This is a genomic window from Pseudomonas sp. E6002 (assembly GCF_013385565.1).
Lineage (GTDB): Bacteria > Pseudomonadota > Gammaproteobacteria > Pseudomonadales > Pseudomonadaceae > Aquipseudomonas.
Genome location: NZ_JACAPT010000009.1, coordinates 722,088 through 740,200, shown reverse-complemented (window position 1 = coordinate 740,200; position 18,113 = coordinate 722,088). Strand labels below are relative to the sequence as shown.

Here is an 18,113-nt window from a genome sequence, read left to right as displayed (position 1 = left end):
GCAGAGCGTGGGAACGATCCAAACCAATGTGGGAGCGGGCTTGCTCGCGAAGGCGGTGGTTCAGTCGATACATCTGTTGACTGACACACCGCCTTCGCGAGCAAGCCCGCTCCCACATTTGATTTGTGTCGCTCAGAAAATGGTCGGCAAGCTTATTTACGCTGCAACAACCCCGGGAACTGCGCTACCAGCTTCTGGTTGTTCAACGGCGCCCGGATAAACCCGCGCTGGGTGCCGTCCGGCCCGATCAGCGCGAGGTTGCCGCTGTGGTCGACGGTGTAGTTGGGCTTGCTGGTGTCTGCCGGAATAAACGGAATGCTCACCGCATTCGAAACCTTCTGCACATCGTCCACATTCGCACCGGTCAGGCCCTCGAACTGTGGATCGAAGTAGCCCAGGTACTGCTTGAGCTGCGCTGGCGTATCGCGGTTCGGGTCAACGCTGACCAAAATCACCTGCAACTTATCCACAACGTCCTTGGGCAGCTCGCTCTTGATCTGCCGCAGCTGGGCGAGGGTGGTTGGACAGATGTCCGGGCAGAAGGTGTAGCCGAAGAACAGCACGCTCCACTTGCCTTTCAGCTCGTTGACCACCACCGGCTGGCCGTCCTGGTTGGTCATGGTCACCGGTGGCAACTGGCGGCTTTGCGGCAGCAGGATGATGCCGGCATCGATCAAGGCCGTCGGGTCGCCCTGGCCTTTGCCACTCAGGACTTTGTTGACGGTCAGGCCCATGATCAACGCGACAATGGCCACCAGAATGAAGACAGTTTTTTGAGTTCGAGTCATAGGTTCAACAATAGGTAATGGTCTACGAGCAGGGCGATAAACAGCATGAACAGGTACCCGATAGAGTACTTGAAGGTGTTGATCGCCGCGTGCGGCCGACTGCCACGGTACAGCACCCAGGCCCATTGCAGAAAGCGCCCGCCCAGAACCAGTGCGCACACCAGGTACAGCATGCCGCTCATGTGGATGACATAGGGCATCAGGCTGACCGCCAGCAAGGCGAAGGTGTAGAGCAGGATATGCACCTTGGTGTAGTGCTCGCCGTGGGTCACGGGCAGCATCGGGATGTCGGCCTTGGCATATTCCTCCTTGCGGTGAATCGCCAGGGCCCAGAAGTGCGGCGGGGTCCAGGCGAAGATGATCAGCACCAGCAACAGAGGCTCGGCGCTGACGTGGCCGGTGACGGCGACCCAGCCCAGCAACGGCGGCGCGGCGCCGGCGAGGCCGCCGATAACGATGTTCTGCGGCGTCGCACGCTTGAGAAAGCCGGTGTAGATCACCGCATAACCCAACAGCGAGGCCAGGGTCAGCCAGGCGGCCAGCGGATTGGTAAACGCCAGCAGCAGCGCCAGCCCGGCAACCGCCAGCACCATCGCAAAAACAAGCGCCGCCACAGGCGATACGCGCCCTTCCGCCAGCGGGCGCTTATGGGTACGCGCCATCAGCGCATCGATGCGCCGGTCCACCACATGGTTGACCGCCGCCGCGCCGCCGGCACACAGCGCGATCCCCAAGTTGCCGAAAATCAGCACCGGCCACGGTACCCCCGCGCGGGTGGCGAGGAACATGCCCACCAGCGAGGTGATGAGCATCAGCACCACCACTTTTGGCTTGGTCAGCTCCAGATAGTCACGCCAGATCGCCTGGCTGTGACGCTCGCTGATCAAGGTCGCCATGGCATCTCTCCTTTAATGGTCATGAGGCCCGACACGTGTTTACGCGGGCTGAAGCGCCAGCCGAACGGCAACTGATGTCGCACCCGAACCAGGCTGGTGCGGGCGTGGTAATTGACCAGCACCAGCGTCAGCAGCAACGCCGCGCCGCCGGCGTTATGCGCGACCGCAACCGGCAGCGGCAGGTGGAAGTACACGTTACTCAGGCCCAGGCAGAGTTGCGCCGCCAGGGCGATCAGCAACAGGCCCGCCAGGCGGGTCATGCCGACCACCTTGAGCTGCCAGGCCAGGCCCAGCAACACGACAGTGACCAGCAGCGCGCCAATCCGGTGGGTGAGGTGAATCGCCGTGCGCGCATCACTGTCCAGTTGCCCGCCGAGGTAATTGGGGCCGATATGCTGGGTCAGGTGAAAGCCATTGGCGAAATCCGCCGCCGGCCACCATTGCCCGTGACAGGTCGGCAGGTCGATACACGCCACGGCTGCGTAGTTGGAGCTGACCCATCCACCCAGCGCGATCTGGCCGATCACCAGCACCAGCCCGGCCGTGGCCCAATACTGCAAACGCCTGGGCACGATCAGCGCCGGCAATACGCCGGACAATCGCAGCGTCAGCAAGAACAGCAGGCTCAACGTCGCAAACCCGCCCAATAAATGCCCGGTGACCACTTGCGGCCAGAGCTTCAGCGTCACCGTCCACATGCCAAACGCTGCCTGGGCGAACACCACCGCCAACAGGAACAACGGCAGCTTCAACGGCTGGCCCGGATGATGCCGATGGGTCCACGCGCGCGCCGCCAGCAGCACGATCAACAGCCCGAGGGTGCCGGCGAAGTAACGGTGGGTCATCTCGTTCCAGCCCTTGTCCGCCTCGACCGGCGTGTCCGGGTAATGCAGTTCGGCATGGGCCAACTGGGCTTCGCTTTTCGGCACGCTGATAAAGCCATAACAACCCGGCCAGTCCGGGCAACCGAGACCCGCGTGGGTGAGGCGGGTATAGGCGCCCAGCAGCACCACGACCAGGGCCAGCAGGGTGGCAAACAGCGCGAGGCGAAATCCAGGTTTGGCCATGACGGTGTCCTTATCCGATGTTCGACAGTTTCAGCAGCAGGCGCAGGTCGTTGAGCAGGTCCTTGCCCTTGACCCGGGCGTCGTAGCGCAGCACCAGGTTGCCGTGGGGGTCGACGATCCACAGCTGGGCATCGCCGCTGCCTTGGGCGGCGGCGTCTTTGTTGAAGGTCGACAGGTCCAGGGAATAGCGTTGCAGTTGCGGGTATTCGGCCTTGAGTTTGGCGTCATACGCGGTGCTGACCGGCTGCGCACTGGCCAGGGCGTGGCTGGCGCGGGAGGCATCACGGCCCAGGCCGATCTGGAGTTGGCGTGCGAGGTACACCAGTTGCTGGCAGTCGGCGGCGCAGGCGGTGGGCGCGGTGACCAGCAGTTGCCAGCGGTCTTCGTCAGCCTGCACGCCAATGTCGGCACGGGTCTGGCCATTGCCGATCATCTCGCCGTGGTAGCTGCGGCTGTCCGGCACCCAGAACTGCAATTTGTACATAAAGGTGGCGAGCACCATCGGGCCGACCACCATCAGCAGGATCAGGATCAGTTGCCAGCGGCCCTTGCGCCGATTGGGCGCTGCCGGCGTGTCAGACATGTTGAGTGGATTCATGGCCGCTCCCATGGCGCTTCTCCTTTTTTGTGTTGTGCCATCCGAGGTAGAGGTAAAGGCCGAACAGCGCCACCGCCATGGCGAACCACTGCACGGCATAGCCCAGGTGTTTTTCCGGGCCCATGGCGACCACGGGCCAGCTGGTTTCGTAGGTGGCCGGGCCCGCTTCAGCCCGCACTTCATAGGCGAATCCGCTGCGACCCAACTCGGCCCACAACGCCTCGGGATGCAGCGCGGTCAACAATCGTGGCCACTGTGCGCCCGCCGGATCGGCATGCAATTGGAAGGTCTCGCCAGGCGCCACATAGACCCAGGCATCGAGATTCAGCAGTTGTTCGGGAGTGGTGAAAACCGGTGGTGCACGGCGGTCCGGCCAGGGCAGCCAGCCACGATTGAGCAACAGCCACTCGCCGCTGGCCTGATCATGGAAAGGTTGCAGTAGCTCCACACCGACCTTGCCGTCGCGAAAGCGGTTATCCAGCAACACGCTGTGCTCGGCATCGAACTGCCCGCGCAAATGCACACGACGGAACGCCGGATCTTCGGTGGCCTGCAGTTGCGTACTGCTCATGGGCTCGGCAGCGCGGCGCTCGGCGTAAGTGTCCAGCAGCGCCTGTTTTTCGTGACCGCGAGACAGCTGCCAAAAGCCGAGAAATACCAGTAACGGCAGCAGCACGAGTACCACCAGCGTCGGCGCAATACCGGGGCGAAAGGGTTTCATGGCATTGCCGCAGAGGTCGGTGCTGCGCTGGCTATACTGAATCTCATTGCTCGCCCCCTCCAAAAAAGAGCCCCGGAGCCCACCATGCTCAAAGCAGCCATTGCCCTGATGCTGATTGCTACCGTCGTGAGCCTGTTCAGTGGCTTGTTCTTCCTGGTCAAGGACGAGGGCAACTCCAACCGCCTCGTCACTGCCTTGACCGTGCGTGTGGTGCTGGCCGTGATCACCCTGGGGTTGATCACCTGGGGTTTCTTCAGCGGCCAGCTGGTATCTCATGCGCCCTGGTGAAACACCTCAAAGCACGTAAACGAAGAAAAACAGCCCGATCCACACCACGTCCACAAAGTGCCAATACCAACTGGCCGCCTCGAACCCGAACTGGTGTTCGTTGTTGAAATGCCCCTTCAGGATGCGCATCAGCATCACAAACAAAATGATCGTGCCGATGGTCACGTGGGCACCGTGGAAGCCGGTGAGCATGAAGAAGGTCGCGCCGTACACGCCGGAACCCAGGGTCAGGCCCAACTCCTTATAGGCATGGATGTATTCCTCGGCCTGGAACCCGAGAAACGCCCAACCCAGCAACACGGTGATCGCCAGCCAGATCTTCAGTGCGCCGCGATGGCCTTTGCGCAAGGCATGGTGGGCGATAGTGATGGTCACGCTGGAGCTGACCAGCAAGATCGTGTTGATCAGCGGCAAGCCCCACGGGCTGATGGTGCCCTTGGGCGCCGGAAACATTTTCGGGTCGGGATTGTTCAGCAGCGGCCAGGCAAATTCGAAGTTCGGCCACAGCATGTGCGCGATGCCCTTGTGGCCTTCGCCCGCCAACCACGGCGCCGACATGTGCCGCACATAAAACAGCGCACCGAAAAAAGCGATGAAGAACATCACTTCGGAAAAGATGAACCAGGTCATGCCCCAGCGAAAGGAGCGGTCCATCTGCGAACTGTACAAACCAGCGCGACTTTCCTTGATCACCGCGCCGAACCAGCCAAACATCATGTAGGCCAGCAGCAAGCCACCGACGAAAAAGATCAGCGGGCCGTGAGATTCCGGGCGTGCGGCCTTCAAATCGTTGAACCAGGTCGCCAATCCGAACACCGTGATCAGCATCCCCAACGTAGCAATTATGGGCCATTTGCTTTGCGCTGGTACGTAGTACGTATCATGAGTCGACATGTATTCGTTCTCCTAATCGAGCCCGCAAGCAACGCCTAGCCGCCGGTATGGACAGCCACGGGCGGTTGGCGCGCGGTGATATCGAACAGCGTGTACGCCAGGGTCAAATGCTTCACATCCTTGGGCATGTCGCGGTCGACAATGAAGCGCACCGGCATCTCTATGCGCTGACCTGGCTGTAGCACTTGCTGGGTGAAGCAAAAACACTCGGTCTTGTGGAAGTACATCGCCGCCTCGGCCGGCGAAATGCTCGGCACCGCCTGGGCGGTCATCGGCTTGTCGGTGGGGTTGTAGGCCACGAACAGCATCTCGGTGACTGCGCCGGGATTGACCACCACCTCGTCGGCCTTGGAGTGGAATTCCCAGACCATATCGATGGCATTGGTGGACAGGAACTGCACCCGCACCTGCCGCGTCGGGTCCACCACCTGCTCGCCTTCGTACTGCCCGGCGGTCTTGCCATTGATGCCGAACGCCTTGCACATCACGTCGTAGATCGGCACCAGGGCAAACCCGAAGGCGAACATCGCCACCACCAGGATCAGCAGGCGCGTGACCAGGCGCTTGATAGGCACGGACTCAAGCATGGCGGCCACCTGCGAATGAATGTTCTGCGAATGGCCTTTCTGTGGGCGCTGGCTTGCCTGCGATGCTGGCAACTCGGTCTTTCAGGTACACCGAAGTGATGCCATCGCAGGCAAGCCAGCTCCCACAGGATAGGGAGGTGTTCATTTGACCTCCGGTGGCGTGGTGAAGGTGTGGTACGGCGCGGGCGAAGGAATGCTCCACTCCAGTCCTTCGGCGCCATCCCACGGCTTGGCTGGCGCAGGCGGGCCGCCACGGATGCACTTGATGACGATGAACAGGAAGAAGATCTGCGTCGCGCCAAAGGTGAAGGCACCGATGGAAGAGACCATGTTGAAGTCGGCGAACTGCAGGTTGTAGTCCGGCACCCGACGCGGCATGCCGGCAAGCCCTACGAAGTGCATCGGGAAGAACGCCATGTTCATCCCCACGAACGACAGCCAGAAGTGCAGCTTGCCCAGGGTTTCGTCGTACATGTGGCCGGTCCATTTCGGCAGCCAGTAGTAGGCCGAGGCGAAGATCCCGAAGATCGCCCCAGGCACCAGTACGTAATGGAAGTGCGCCACCACGAAGTAGGTGTCGTGGTACTGGAAATCCGCCGGGGCGATGGCCAGCATCAGCCCGGAGAAACCGCCGATGGTGAACAGAATCACGAAGGCCACCGCGAACAGCATCGGCGTCTCGAAGGTCAGCGAGCCTTGCCACATGGTGCTGACCCAGTTGAACACTTTCACGCCCGTGGGCACCGCGATCAGCAGCGTGGCGTACATGAAGAACAGCTCGCCCACCAGCGGGATGCCCACCACGAACATGTGGTGCGCCCACACGATGAACGACAGGAACGCGATGCTCGCCGTGGCGTACACCATCGAGGTGTAGCCGAACAGCGGCTTGCGCGAGAAGGTCGGGATGATCGAGCTGACGGCACCGAACGCCGGCAGGATCATGATGTACACCTCGGGGTGGCCGAAGAACCAGAACACATGCTGGAACAACACCGGGTCACCGCCACCGGCGGCACTGAAGAAGCTGGTGCCGAAGTGGATGTCCATCAGCATCATGGTCACGCAGCCCGCCAGCACCGGCATCACCGCGATCAGCAGGAAGGCTGTGATCAGCCAGGTCCAGACGAACAGCGGCATTTTCATCAACGTCATGCCGGGAGCGCGCAGGTTGAGGATGGTGGCGATGACGTTGATCGCGCCCATGATCGAACTGATGCCCATCAAGTGGATGGCGAAGATGAAGAACGTCACGCTTTCCGGCGCGTAAGTGGTGGAGAGTGGGGCGTAGAAGGTCCAGCCGAAGTTCGGCCCGCCGCCGGGCATGAACAGGGTGGAAACCAGCATCAGGAACGCCGCCGGCAACAGCCAGAAACTGAAGTTGTTCATGCGCGGCAGGGCCATGTCGGGCGCGCCGATCATCAACGGGATCATCCAGTTGGCCAGGCCGACAAACGCTGGCATCACCGCACCGAACACCATCACCAGGCCGTGCATGGTGGTCATCTGATTGAAGAACGCCGGCTCGACGATCTGCAAACCCGGCTGGAACAGCTCGGCACGGATCACCATGGCGAACGAGCCACCAAGCAGGAACATGCAGAAGCTGAACCACAGGTACATCGTGCCGATGTCTTTGTGGTTGGTGGTCAGTACCCAACGCATCAGGCCCTTGGCGGGGCCGTGAGCGTGGTCACCGGCATGACCGTGGTCATCGATCACAGCGCTCATGGCCTTTCTCCTGCGAACGGGTGGGCGGGACGGTTCAGGGAATATGCAATGAAGGAAGTCATTTGCTTTCCGCCTGTTTCAGAGCCAGCACGTCTTTAGGCGTGACCATGTCGCCTTTGTTGTTGCCCCAGGCGTTACGTTCATAGGTCACGACCGCCGCGATATCGACTTCCGACAGTTGCTTGCCGAACGCCGCCATGGCGGTGCCGGGCTTGCCGAAGTACACGCGGTGCAGGTGGTCTTCCTTGGGCCCGGTGGCAATCGGTGAGCCCTTGAGCGCCGGGAACATCGGCGGCAGGCCCTGGCCTTCGGCCTGGTGACAGGCGACGCAGGTGGTGTGGTAGATCTTGTCGCCACGGGCCACCAGCTCATCCAGGGTCCATTCCTTGGAGGTCAGCTCCTTGAGCTTGGCGGCCTCTTCCTTACGCTCGCCGAGCCAGGTGTCGTAGTCGGCCTTGGATTTGACCTCCACCACGATCGGCATGAAGCCGTGGTCCTTGCCGCACAGTTCGGCGCACTGGCCGCGATAGATGCCGGGCTTTTCGATGCGGGTCCAGGCCTCGTTGACGAAGCCGGGAATCGCATCACGCTTCACCGCAAACGCCGGCACCCACCAGGAGTGAATCACGTCCGCAGCGGTCACCAGGAAACGCACCTTGGCACCCACCGGCAGCACCAGCGGCTGGTCGACTTCCAACAGGTAATGCTCGCCTTTGACGGCCTGGTTATGGATCTGCTCGGCGGGCGTGGCCAGGTTGCTGAAGAACTCGACATCCTGGCCCAGGTATTTGTAATGCCACTTCCACTGGTAGCCGGTGACCTGGATATCGATATCCGACTCAGTGCTGTCGTAGATGTTGATCAGCGTCTTGGTGGCCGGAATGGCCATCGCCACCAGGATCAGCAAGGGCACCACGGTCCAGAGAATCTCCACCGTCGTACTCTCGTGGAACTTGGCTGCCACCTGTCCCGTGGAGCGCCGGTGAACGATCATCGACCAGAACATCGCGCCAAACACGACGATGCCAATCGCCACACAAATCCAGAAAATGGTCATGTGCAGGTCAAACACGGCGTGACTGACTTCAGTGGCCCCTGGCGCCATATTCGTTGTCCAGGCGGCTTGCGCCTGGCCGAATACTGACCACAACAGGAGGCCCATCCAAACATGTGGATGTCGCGTCATTGCGGGTTCCCCTTATCATTCTTGTTATCCCGCCGGTTTGCACCTGCGGCCAAGGGAGCGGCTTCCATACTGCTTACAACCGCCAGGCCTTGCCTGCTCATGCAGTCGGGCGTCATCAGCTAATTGCGTACAAAATCGAGTATAGACAGCGACCGCCACCCCGCAATGTGAACGGGCAAATGAACGAAAATGAGGAAACGGACCACACAACAGGACCGGTGGCGCGCGTTATCCGACGAACGATGGCAATTTGATATAACGCCAGCGCATAACCATGAAATAATTATGACAAATGCGTCTTAGGCTCTCGTATAAACGAGCTACCTTATGCTCTCCCTATTTCCTACGCCTGCATCACTGGAGCTTTCATGAACACCGCCGCATTGCGCGAGCAGATTTCCCGTGCCCATCAACACGAATCCAGCACTGGCCAGCTTGCTCAGCAGCTGGAAGTCCAGTTACCGCACCTGCACCCGGCGATTTCCGTGCCTGACGTCGACGCCAAGGGCGTGATGACGCGTTTTGTAAGCGCCTACATCGACCAGGTCCCCGATCTGCTGGACGCGGCCAACGATGTCGCCCGCGAAGCCGGTATTGAAAGCCAGATCAAACCGGTGCTGAAAATCGCCGAGCATTTCTTCCTGCAGCCGCCGGCGATCCTGGCCGGGCATGAAGGCCTGGACGGTTTGCTGGATGAGGCTTACCTGGCGCATCGCCTGGTGGAAGAGGTCAACGATCTGTATATCAAGCACTTCGGCCAGCCGTTGATTCCGCTGGATACCACTGTGGCGAACGTGATTGCCCACCAATTGATCGGCGAGGCGTTTGCCAATCAGCTGGATGAGGCGGTGCACCACGCGGTGGATGAGATGCTTAACGAGGAGAGTTTTGCGCTGGAGTCGGTCGAAGCCTACCGCGACAAGCTCAAGAGCCCGGACACGGAAGCGGCTTGGAAGCGCTGGCCGTGCCTGTCGCGGCAGTTGGGCGTGGGTCTTGAGCTGGACCAGCCAGCTTAGATTTGCCGGCTTGCAAAGATCCAATGTGGGAGCGGGCTTGCTCGCGAAAGCGGTGTATCAGAAACACATTCAGTGACTGACACTGCGCCTTCGCGAGCAAGCCCGCTCCCACATTTTGATCCGGTTTCGTCAGCCAACAGACGGCGCCGAGCCTATTCCGGTCGTCGTTCTTACCCGTCCTTCCAACCTGCGCTTCAACCCCCGCGCCTCGATCATCAGCTTCGAGCCCTTGGCCGCATTGGCCCGACCCCATTCCTCCAATAGCTCAAGGCAGGAGTGGTCGATATAACTCAGGTTACTGAGCGGCACATGCAAGGTGGTCCCGGCGGGTACCGTCGACAGCACCTGGGTCAATGCAGGCACCTTGAGAAAGGTCCCGGCCCCCGTCAATCGCAGCTCCATCTCGCCCTCCTGCGGCAGGTCGATCAGGCTTATCTTCAAGCGTGAGGCCTTGAACGCCAGCTTCACCAGCGTCAACCCGAAGCCCACCAACACACCCGTCAGCAGGTCGGTAAAGATGATCGCCAGCGCCGTCGCCGCGTAGGTAAACATCGGCATTCGCCCGTAGCGCGCCAGGCCACGAAACGCCTTCATGTCCACCAGCTTGATCCCGGTGTACACCAGCACACCCGCCAGGCTTGCCACCGGAATGCTTTGCAGCACACTGGACAGCAACAGCACGAACGCCAGCAGCCACAAGCCGTGGAACATCGCCGACAAACGCGTGGTAGCGCCGGCCTGGACGTTGGCCGAACTGCGCACGATCACACCGGTCATCGGCAGGGCGCCGACCAGGCCACACAGCATGTTGCCCACGCCTTGTGCCGACAATTCCTTGTCGAAGTCGGAACGCTGGCCACTGTGCATACGGTCGACTGCCGCCGCCGAAAGCAGCGTTTCAGCGCTGGCGATAAATGCCACGGCGAAGGCCGCGATCAACAGATTGGGATCCGCCAGGTTCAACAGGTCGCTGGGGCGCAGCCAATCGATGGCATCCGCGAGGTTTTCCGGCACCTCCACCCGCTTGACCTGCAACGCCAGCACCAGGCTGGTGACTGTCGCCAAACCCACGCCGAGCAGGGCGCCGGGGACGAAGCGCAGCTTTTGCGGGCGGAACTTGTCCCACAGCCACATCACCATAATCGTCGACAGCCCGAGCAAACCGGCCTGCCAGCCGAGCCCGCCGCCCAATGTGGGGATCGCCTGGATCAGTGCCGCAGGGAAGCCGGCGAGGTTATCCAGCCCCGAGGGCTTTGGCACACCGTCGAGCATCACGTGTACTTGCGACAGGACAATCAGCACCCCGATCCCTGCCAGCATCCCGTACACCACTGCAGGCGCAGTCACGCGGAACCAGCAGCCCAGGCGCAAACGCCCGGCCACCAATTGCAGGAAGCCCGCCAGCAACAGGATCGGCCCGAGCATGGCCATGCCATGCTGGCGAACCAGTTCAAACACCAACACCGCCAAACCTGCCGCCGGACCGCTGACTTGCAACGGCGACCCCGCCAGCCAACCGACCACCAGGCCACCGATGATCCCGGTGATCAAGCCTTTGGCCGGAGGCATTCCGGACGCGATGGCGATCCCCATGCACAGCGGCAGGGCGACCAGAAACACAACCACGGAAGCCAGCAGCTCCCGTGGCAGCACAGCTTTCAATTGAGCAGCACGCATAATGACTCTCCCGAGGCATTCGCCGGGCGTGGCAAGGCCTGGCTGCTCGAATGGCAGCCATCGCGTTACCCGACAGGGGATTGTTTTAGAAGCGCGCTTTAGGCGTCGCGGATGGAATCGGCTGGGTACCGTTCAAGGGCAGGAACGCTGCCTGATCCGCATCGTAGGCCCTGATTTCGCTGGTCTCGATGTCGTAGACCCAGCCATGGATAAACAAATGCCCGTTGGCCATGCGCGAGGCCACGGAGGGATGAGTGCGCAGGTGCTGCAGTTGGGCGATCACGTTTTCTTCGGTCAGCACGTGCATGCTTTCGTGTTCGTTGGCGCAATCGCAGTTGTCCTGGACCATGGTCTTGGCGACTTCGGCGTGGCGCAGCCAGGCCTTTACCGTGGGCATTTTTTCCAGGCTTTGGGGGTTGAGCACCGCGCGCATGGCGCCGCAGTCGGAGTGGCCGCAAATGATGATGTGCTGCACACCAAGGGCCAGTACCGCGTACTCGATAGCCGTTGAAACACCGCCGTTCATCTGCCCATAAGGCGGCACGACGTTACCGACGTTACGGGTCACGAACAAATCCCCAGGGGAGCTATGGGTGATCAGTTCGGGAACGATGCGCGAGTCGGCGCAGGTAATGAACATCGCCCGCGGGCTCTGGGCCGTGGCGAGTTTTTTGAAGAGCTCTTCCTGCTGGGGGAAGATCTCGTTATGGAAATGCAAAAAGCCTTCAACGATGTGCTGCAGCGCTGCATCGGCGGATTCCGCCTCGTGAGGGGCTGAAGCCGACGCAGCCAACGGCTGTTTATCCTTGTCACTCATAATTCATCCTCTTGGTTGGAGCAGGGGAGTTTTCCAGTGCGGCCGGCGCCCGAACTGAAACGCCGACTCATTAGTCACTCGATGAACAAGGTACCCGCCGAAACTTAACTCAAACTGAATGAGCCGCTCTAGATCGGGGCTTTCAGTGATATCAAAACGCGACTATTGCTACAGAAAAGTACACTTATCCAGCAGTTTACAATAATGCCATCTGTCTGCCCGGCGGACAAAACGCCGTGCAATCCAGATTAAACCCTTCCCGCCGGTTGAGCCCCAATCGTTTGATCGCCTTGGCGAAACGTTGCGCCAGCAAATCGGCAAACGGCCCTTCGCCACGCATGCGTACACCGAAGCGGCTGTCGTAGACCTCACCGCCGCGCACCTGCCGCACCAGGCTCATCACATGGGCCGCGCGCTGCGGGTAATGGGCCGCCAGCCATTCCTCAAACAGCGGCGCCACCTCCAGAGGCAAACGCAGCATCATGTACGCCGCGCTCTGTGCCCCCGCGGCATGAGCTTCGGCCAGCAGGCTTTCCAGCTCGCTGTCGTTGATCATCGGGATCATCGGCGAACACAGCACGCCCACCGGGATCCCCGCCTCACGCATCACCCGGATCGCCCGCAGCCGGGCCTTGGGTGCAGCCGTGCGCGGTTCGAGGATGCGCTTGAGTTCATCGTCCAGGCTGGTGAGGCTGATCATCACCGCCACCAGCCGCTGCTGCGCCAGCTCGGTCAGCAGGTCGAGGTCCCGCAGGATCAGCGAGCCCTTGGTAATGATCGTCACCGGATGACGGTAGCGCAGCAGCACTTCGAGGGTTTGCCGGGTGATCTTGTACTCGCGCTCGATGGGCTGGTACGGGTCGGTGTTGGAGCCCAGGTTGATCGGCGCGCAGGTGTAGCCCGGTTTCGACAGTTGCTGCTCAAGCACGTCGGCGGCGTTGGTCTTGGCGATCAGCTTGGTTTCGAAGTCCAGCCCCGGCGACAGGTCCCAATACGCGTGGCTGGGCCGCGCATAGCAGTAGATACAACCATGCTCGCAGCCGCGATACGGGTTGATCGCCCGGTCAAACGGGATATCCGGCGAGCTGTTGCGGGTAATGATGGTTTTCGCGGTTTCGATACGGACTTCGGTGCCCTGGGTCTGTGGCACTTCCTGATACCAACCGTCGTCTTCCGCCACGCTGACGGTGGGCGCAAAACGGTTGTGCAGGTTGGTGGCCGTGCCGCGCCCGCGAGGCGGCAAAGGGACATTCATAGTCAGACCTCATAAACTGTATCCATATACAGTATTCGAGAAGATCGCTTTTCACCAGCACCACTGGGCGGCGCGGTCTAGCATCGACCTTCGCACGAACGGAATGACACCTTCCTACATGTAACCAAACAAGAAATAAATCGCGACATATGTGACATGGATAAAGTTATTAACACATCGCTATGATCACAACTTAACTCATTACCACCTACAGGATATTTATGTCTCAGGATGAACTACGCTTTACATGCGAAGACTTTGAAAAAGATAACAGCCCGGAAGTATTAATGGAGCGCTTTACCGACGGTAAACTGTCCTACGCCATGTATGCCTCTTCCTCCAACAGGGACGGGCACTACGACACCACCTCCACCACCACCGACCTGGATAACGACGGCGACTTCGATGAACAGGACAAGACCATCTTCCTGAACATGGCGAATAGCTTTGTAAAAACCTGCGCCCCTCGATAATTGATCGGCTAGTTGCCAGGCTTATATATAAAACTATAAACCTGGCAACTGACACTACTTCTCTGAAGTTTGATCAGCTTCGGTAGTTACTGCATCTTTTCGCAAGTCTTTCACTTGCGAAGCCTTTACAGGCTCTCCCTTATTACCCCAACTGTCCCGAACGAAACTGACGACATCCGCCACTTCCTGATCCGACAGCCGCCAGGCAAACGCCGGCATGGTGAAGGTCGAAGGTGCCGTATGCGTCGCCGGCAACGTGCCGCCGTTCAACACGATGTTGATCAGCGACGTCGCATCCGCCGTCTGCAATACCGGGTTGCCCGCCAGCGCCGGGAACACGCGGGTGTAGCCGTGGCCGTCGGTACGGTGGCACGCCGCGCAGTTGTCGATGTACACCGAGGCACCCGGCTTGCTGTCATCACCCTTCCACAGCGCGTCGGCGACCTGCTTGTCGTACTGGTGCGGCTGATCCTTGGGATCCACCGCCGGCAAGCTCTTGAGGTAACGGGCGATAGCCGTCAGATCCTCTTCCGACATGTACTGCATGCTGTGGACCACAACGTCGCTCATGCCGCCAAACACCGCGCTGCGATCACTGCGCCCGGTCTTGAGGAATTGCACCAGTTGGTCCTCGCTCCAGCTACCCAGGCCGTCCTTGTGGTCGCCCCGCAGGCTCTTGGCAATCCAGCCTTCCAGCGGTGCGCTGCCGGAAAGGAAAGCGGTACCGTCGGATGCACTCAGGGATTTTTCCTGCATGGTCAGGGCCCGTGGCGTATGGCAGGCACCGCAGTGGCCAAGGCCCTCTACCAGATAAGCGCCACGGCTGATCACCGGGTCGGCGCCCGCCTGGGCCTGGTAGTCCTCAACCTTGGGGGCGAACATCCAGCGCCACCCGGCCAACGGCCAACGCATGCTCAACGGCCAGGGAATGTCGCTGTCCTTGTTCACCTGCGCCACCGGCTCCACGCCCTTCATGAAGTACGCGTACAGCGCCTGCATGTCGCTTTCGCTGACCCGCGCGTAAGACGGGTAGGGCATCGCCGGGTAAAGCGTACTACCGTCCTTGGCGACGCCATGGCGCACAGCCTGGTCGAAGTCTTCGAAGCTGTAGTCGCCCAGGCCGGTTTTGTCCGGGGTGATGTTGGTGGAGTAGAGGGTGCCGATCGGGGTTTCCATCGGCAGGCCGCCGGCGAACGGCTTGCCACCCTTGGCGGTGTGGCAGGCCACGCAGTCACCGGCGCGAGCCAGGTATTCACCCTGTTTGACCAGGTCGGTTTCAGCCGCACTCACCGAGCAGCTGCTGAACAAAGCGAGGGACGCGATAACAAATGCTTTCATGGTCATCGCTCCTTATGCCTGAACCAGTGGGCCGGGGTTTTTCAGGTACTGCTCGCGAATTGCCCGCGCCGACCAGTAGGTCAATGCCGCCACCAGGCCCGTAGGGTTGTAGCCCAAGCCTTGTGGGAACGCGGAAGCGCCCGGGACAAACACGTTGTGTACGTCCCAGCACTGCAGGTAGCGGTTCAAGGCACTGGTTTTCGGGTCGGTGCCCATGATCGCGCCACCGTTGAGGTGGGTGGTCTGGTAAGACGCGGTGTTGAAGTGCTCGCCCACCTTTTTGCCCAGCAAGGCAATCGCCTTGGGGTTCATCGCTTCGGCGATCTTGCTCATTTTTTCGACCATGAAGCGGTTCATCTTGATGTCGTTTTCCTGCCAGTCGAAGGTCATGCGCAGCAGCGGCAGGCCGTAGGCATCGCGGTAAACCGGGTCCAGGTCGAGGTAGTTGCCACGGTAGGATTGGTGGGCGCCATGGGCATCCATCGACACCTGATGGGTGTAGTAATCAGCCGTGGCGCGCTTCCACGCGCTGCCCCAGGCCGGCGTGCCCGGCGGGTTGGAGGTACCGGCAATCGGCCGGCTGCCCGCCTGGTTGACCCACATCGGCGAGCCGCCCACAAAGCCGTGAGGCCCATGGTCGAAGTTGTCGGCGTTGAAGTCATCGACCGCCACGCCATTGCCGCCGGCACCGATAAAGTTGTTGGTGTGCACGTCCTTGTCGAAGAACGCCTTGATGGTGGCCATGTTCTGGTAGGCGAAGTTGCGGCCCACCACGCCCTCACCGGAGATCGGGTCGTAGGGTTTGCCGATGCCCGACAGCAGCATCAGGCGCACGTTGTTGAACTGGAAGGAACCGAGGATCACCAGGTCCGCCGGCTGCTCGCATTCTCGCCCCTGGGCGTCGACATACGTCACGCCGGTCGCCTTGCTCCTGGTGCTGTCGAGATTGACCTTCAGCACGTGGGAATTGGGCCGCAGTTCGAACTTGGGTTCCTGGCGCAAGGCCGGCAGGATGTTCACGTTCGGCGAAGCCTTGGAATACATGTAGCAGACATAACCGCTGCAGAAGCCGCAGAAGTTGCACGGGCCCATCTGGGCGCCGTAAGGGTTGGTGTACGGCCCCGATGTATTCGCGGAAGGCAGGTTGTAGGGCTTGTACCCCACGGCCGTGGCGGCCTTCTGGAACAGCTGTGCAGAGACGGTGTTCTTCTGCGATTCCAGCGGGAAGTGATTGGAGCGATCCGGTGCGTAAGGGTTGCCGCCCTTGCCTTCGCCCACCAACTGGCCTTTCACCGTCCAGGCTTGCCCGGAGGTGCCGAAGACTTTCTCGGCATAGTCGAAGAATGGTTCCAGCTCTTCATAGCTGACGCCGAAATCCTGGATGGTCATGTCCTTGGGAATGAAGTTTTTCCCGTAGCGCTCTTCGTAATGGCTACGCATGCGCAACTCGATCGGGTCCACCCGAAAGTGCACGCCGGACCAGTGCAGGCCTGCACCGCCGACACCGTTGCCAGGCAGGAAAGCGCCCAGTTGGCGGTTGGGCATCGCCACGTCATTCACGCTATGGCGAATGGTCACGGTTTCCTTGGAGATGTCCTGGAAGAGCTTTTTACGCACGCTGTAGGTCAGTTCGTCGATGACCTGGGGATAGTTGCCGTCCGGGTAGGTGTCCTGCATCGGGCCGCGCTCCAGCGCTACCACGTTGAGGCCAGCTTCCGTCAGCTCCTTGGCCATGATCGCGCCGGTCCAGCCAAAGCCGACAATCACTGCATCCACTTTCTTCATGATGGTCGCCACGTTTACGCCCTCTCGCCACGGATCGAAACAGCCGGGAAGGGGTATTGCTCGTTGCGTTCAACCCAATCCATGAAATCGGCGCGGGCGCCGGGGAAGCCGATCATGGTCCAGCCGACCATGCCTTTGTTGCCACCGTGGACCGGGTCGCAAAAGAACCCTTCCTTGGTGTTTTGCAGCAACAGATTGAAGAAAATCTTCGGCGGGACGCTGTCGAATTGCGCGTCGCCGGCCTCCAGGCGCTGCAACAACTTTTCCTGGGTAGCGCTGTCTTGCTCGGCAAATAGCTTACCGTTCATCGCTTTCGACCAGGCATCCGTGGCAGCAATGCCCAGGCGATAGATCTCCTTGGGCACCAATTTGCTCTGCCAGCCCATTTCAGGCGGCGCGTCGGCATTGAACGGGCCTTGCATGAACCACAGGGCGCCAGCCGCGTACGGCGTGTTCATCTGACGGTCGATGTATTCCGGCGCACCGGCTTCCAGGGCGCCTGGGCCCTGGTCGTCCGCCGGGATCAGGCGCGCAACGGCCGCGTTGATAAAGGCCCATTCCTCGCCAGTGAAATAGCTCGGCTCATAGGCCTTGCTGCTGACGGGCGCCTTCTCCGGGCTGGCTTGAGCCGGTTCGGGAACCGCCATCAGCATCGAACCGCCCAGGCCCGTGCTGGCGACAGTGACCACGGGGATCAAGGTCAAGGATTTGCGTAAAAACTCACGCCGGGGGTTGTCTTGATCTTGATCAGACATGGTGGCACCTCATCATGTGGTCACGGATTTATCAGCCGCTTCGAGGAACGACTTATAGTTTTGGCAGTAAATGGGATCCAAAGGACCCAAGGGGATAGAACACAGCAGCAATCAATAGTTACAAAGGATAGCAGGCTAAGGATTGGGGAAAATCGTTTCAGCGCGAAAAAATCTGCCCGGAGCCGGCTTATTCACGATTCTTTGACGAGTACCTCACACGGCATTGACCCCCTGTAGGCGA

General features: G+C 60.5%; 18 protein-coding genes. 3 read left to right on the top strand and 15 right to left on the bottom strand.

Translation table 11 applies throughout. The features are described 5' to 3' along the window. Nucleotides 1–152 precede the first annotated feature (152 nt). The 5 genes from HX815_RS09700 to HX815_RS09680 are packed head-to-tail and all read right to left on the bottom strand — an operon-like array spanning nucleotide 153 to nucleotide 4,070. Nucleotides 153–788 (bottom strand): SCO family protein, encoded by a 636-nt coding sequence (locus tag HX815_RS09700; protein WP_003214837.1) that lies wholly within the window; start codon nucleotides 786–788, stop codon nucleotides 153–155. Beyond that, nucleotides 785–1,684, bottom strand: a complete 900-nt coding sequence (gene cyoE / locus HX815_RS09695) for a heme o synthase (protein ID WP_003214839.1) — start codon at nucleotides 1,682–1,684, stop codon at nucleotides 785–787. The genes HX815_RS09700 and cyoE overlap by 4 nt, the downstream gene beginning before the upstream one ends. Further along, nucleotides 1,672–2,751: a heme A synthase gene (locus tag HX815_RS09690; protein ID WP_177028120.1), complete on the bottom strand. Its 1,080-nt coding sequence runs from the start codon at nucleotides 2,749–2,751 to the stop codon at nucleotides 1,672–1,674. The genes cyoE and HX815_RS09690 overlap by 13 nt, the downstream gene beginning before the upstream one ends. A 10-nt stretch (nucleotides 2,752–2,761) precedes the next feature. Then, nucleotides 2,762–3,361, bottom strand: a complete 600-nt coding sequence (locus tag HX815_RS09685) for a hypothetical protein (RefSeq protein ID WP_023659276.1) — start codon at nucleotides 3,359–3,361, stop codon at nucleotides 2,762–2,764. After that, nucleotides 3,327–4,070, bottom strand: coding sequence for an SURF1 family protein (locus HX815_RS09680; protein WP_023659275.1), 744 nt, complete (start codon nucleotides 4,068–4,070; stop codon nucleotides 3,327–3,329). Before HX815_RS09680 ends, HX815_RS09685 begins: the two co-directional genes overlap by 35 nt. 84 nt (nucleotides 4,071–4,154) lie before the next feature. Between HX815_RS09680 and HX815_RS09675 the strand changes: the two genes are divergently transcribed. Beyond that, a complete protein-coding gene (locus HX815_RS09675; protein WP_010168612.1) occupies nucleotides 4,155–4,358 on the top strand; it encodes a twin transmembrane helix small protein in 204 nt (67 codons plus the stop codon). Nucleotides 4,359–4,364: 6 nt separating this feature from the next. On the opposite strand, the gene HX815_RS09670 is transcribed toward HX815_RS09675, so the two are convergent. The 4 genes from HX815_RS09670 to coxB all read right to left on the bottom strand — a co-directional run bounded on the left by HX815_RS09670 (nucleotide 4,365) and on the right by coxB (nucleotide 8,756). Beyond that, complete coding sequence (locus tag HX815_RS09670) at nucleotides 4,365–5,252, bottom strand: cytochrome c oxidase subunit 3 (RefSeq protein WP_003214849.1); 888 nt, start codon at nucleotides 5,250–5,252, stop codon at nucleotides 4,365–4,367. Between the two features lie 35 nt (nucleotides 5,253–5,287). Then, nucleotides 5,288–5,839 carry a cytochrome c oxidase assembly protein gene (locus HX815_RS09665; protein WP_008439615.1) on the bottom strand — a complete coding sequence of 184 codons (552 nt, stop codon included), beginning with the start codon at nucleotides 5,837–5,839 and terminating at the stop codon, nucleotides 5,288–5,290. A 141-nt stretch (nucleotides 5,840–5,980) separates the two neighbouring features. Next, a complete protein-coding gene (ctaD, locus tag HX815_RS09660; protein ID WP_003214853.1) occupies nucleotides 5,981–7,570 on the bottom strand; it encodes a cytochrome c oxidase subunit I in 1,590 nt (529 codons plus the stop codon). 58 nt (nucleotides 7,571–7,628) lie between these two features. Next, entirely contained in the window at nucleotides 7,629–8,756 is a 1,128-nt protein-coding gene (gene coxB, locus HX815_RS09655) for a cytochrome c oxidase subunit II (RefSeq protein ID WP_003214854.1), read from the bottom strand. A 368-nt stretch (nucleotides 8,757–9,124) separates the two neighbouring features. Here coxB and HX815_RS09650 point away from each other — a divergent pair, with 368 nt between their 5' ends. Next, nucleotides 9,125–9,772, top strand: coding sequence for a hypothetical protein (locus HX815_RS09650; RefSeq protein ID WP_003214855.1), 648 nt, complete (start codon nucleotides 9,125–9,127; stop codon nucleotides 9,770–9,772). Between the two features lie 129 nt (nucleotides 9,773–9,901). Here HX815_RS09650 and HX815_RS09645 read toward each other — a convergent pair whose 3' ends face one another. The 3 genes from HX815_RS09645 to HX815_RS09635 form a co-directional block, all read right to left on the bottom strand. After that, nucleotides 9,902–11,449, bottom strand: coding sequence for a SulP family inorganic anion transporter (locus HX815_RS09645; protein WP_008439613.1), 1,548 nt, complete (start codon nucleotides 11,447–11,449; stop codon nucleotides 9,902–9,904). An 85-nt stretch (nucleotides 11,450–11,534) separates the two neighbouring features. Then, the gene (locus tag HX815_RS09640; protein WP_003214859.1) at nucleotides 11,535–12,266 is read right to left on the bottom strand and encodes a carbonic anhydrase; all 732 of its coding nucleotides are present in this window, start codon (nucleotides 12,264–12,266) and stop codon (nucleotides 11,535–11,537) included. Nucleotides 12,267–12,462: 196 nt separating this feature from the next. Then, nucleotides 12,463–13,521, bottom strand: a complete 1,059-nt coding sequence (locus HX815_RS09635; protein ID WP_003214861.1) for a PA0069 family radical SAM protein — start codon at nucleotides 13,519–13,521, stop codon at nucleotides 12,463–12,465. Nucleotides 13,522–13,808: 287 nt separating this feature from the next. On the opposite strand from HX815_RS09635, the gene HX815_RS09630 reads away from it, so the two are divergent. Further along, a complete protein-coding gene (locus HX815_RS09630) occupies nucleotides 13,809–13,994 on the top strand; it encodes a hypothetical protein (protein ID WP_173406106.1) in 186 nt (61 codons plus the stop codon). A 54-nt stretch (nucleotides 13,995–14,048) separates the two neighbouring features. On the opposite strand, the gene HX815_RS09625 is transcribed toward HX815_RS09630, so the two are convergent. Genes HX815_RS09625 through HX815_RS09615 form a run of 3 tightly spaced genes read right to left on the bottom strand, consistent with a single transcriptional unit; the run spans nucleotide 14,049 to nucleotide 17,872 of the window. Beyond that, nucleotides 14,049–15,332, bottom strand: a complete 1,284-nt coding sequence (locus tag HX815_RS09625; RefSeq protein ID WP_177028119.1) for a cytochrome c — start codon at nucleotides 15,330–15,332, stop codon at nucleotides 14,049–14,051. A 12-nt stretch (nucleotides 15,333–15,344) separates the two neighbouring features. After that, entirely contained in the window at nucleotides 15,345–17,129 is a 1,785-nt protein-coding gene (locus HX815_RS09620; RefSeq protein WP_003214867.1) for a GMC family oxidoreductase, read from the bottom strand. Between the two features lie 2 nt (nucleotides 17,130–17,131). Further along, on the bottom strand, nucleotides 17,132–17,872 hold the full coding sequence (locus HX815_RS09615) for a gluconate 2-dehydrogenase subunit 3 family protein (protein WP_177028118.1): 741 nt from the start codon (nucleotides 17,870–17,872) through the stop codon (nucleotides 17,132–17,134). Nucleotides 17,873–18,113: the final 241 nt, after the last annotated feature.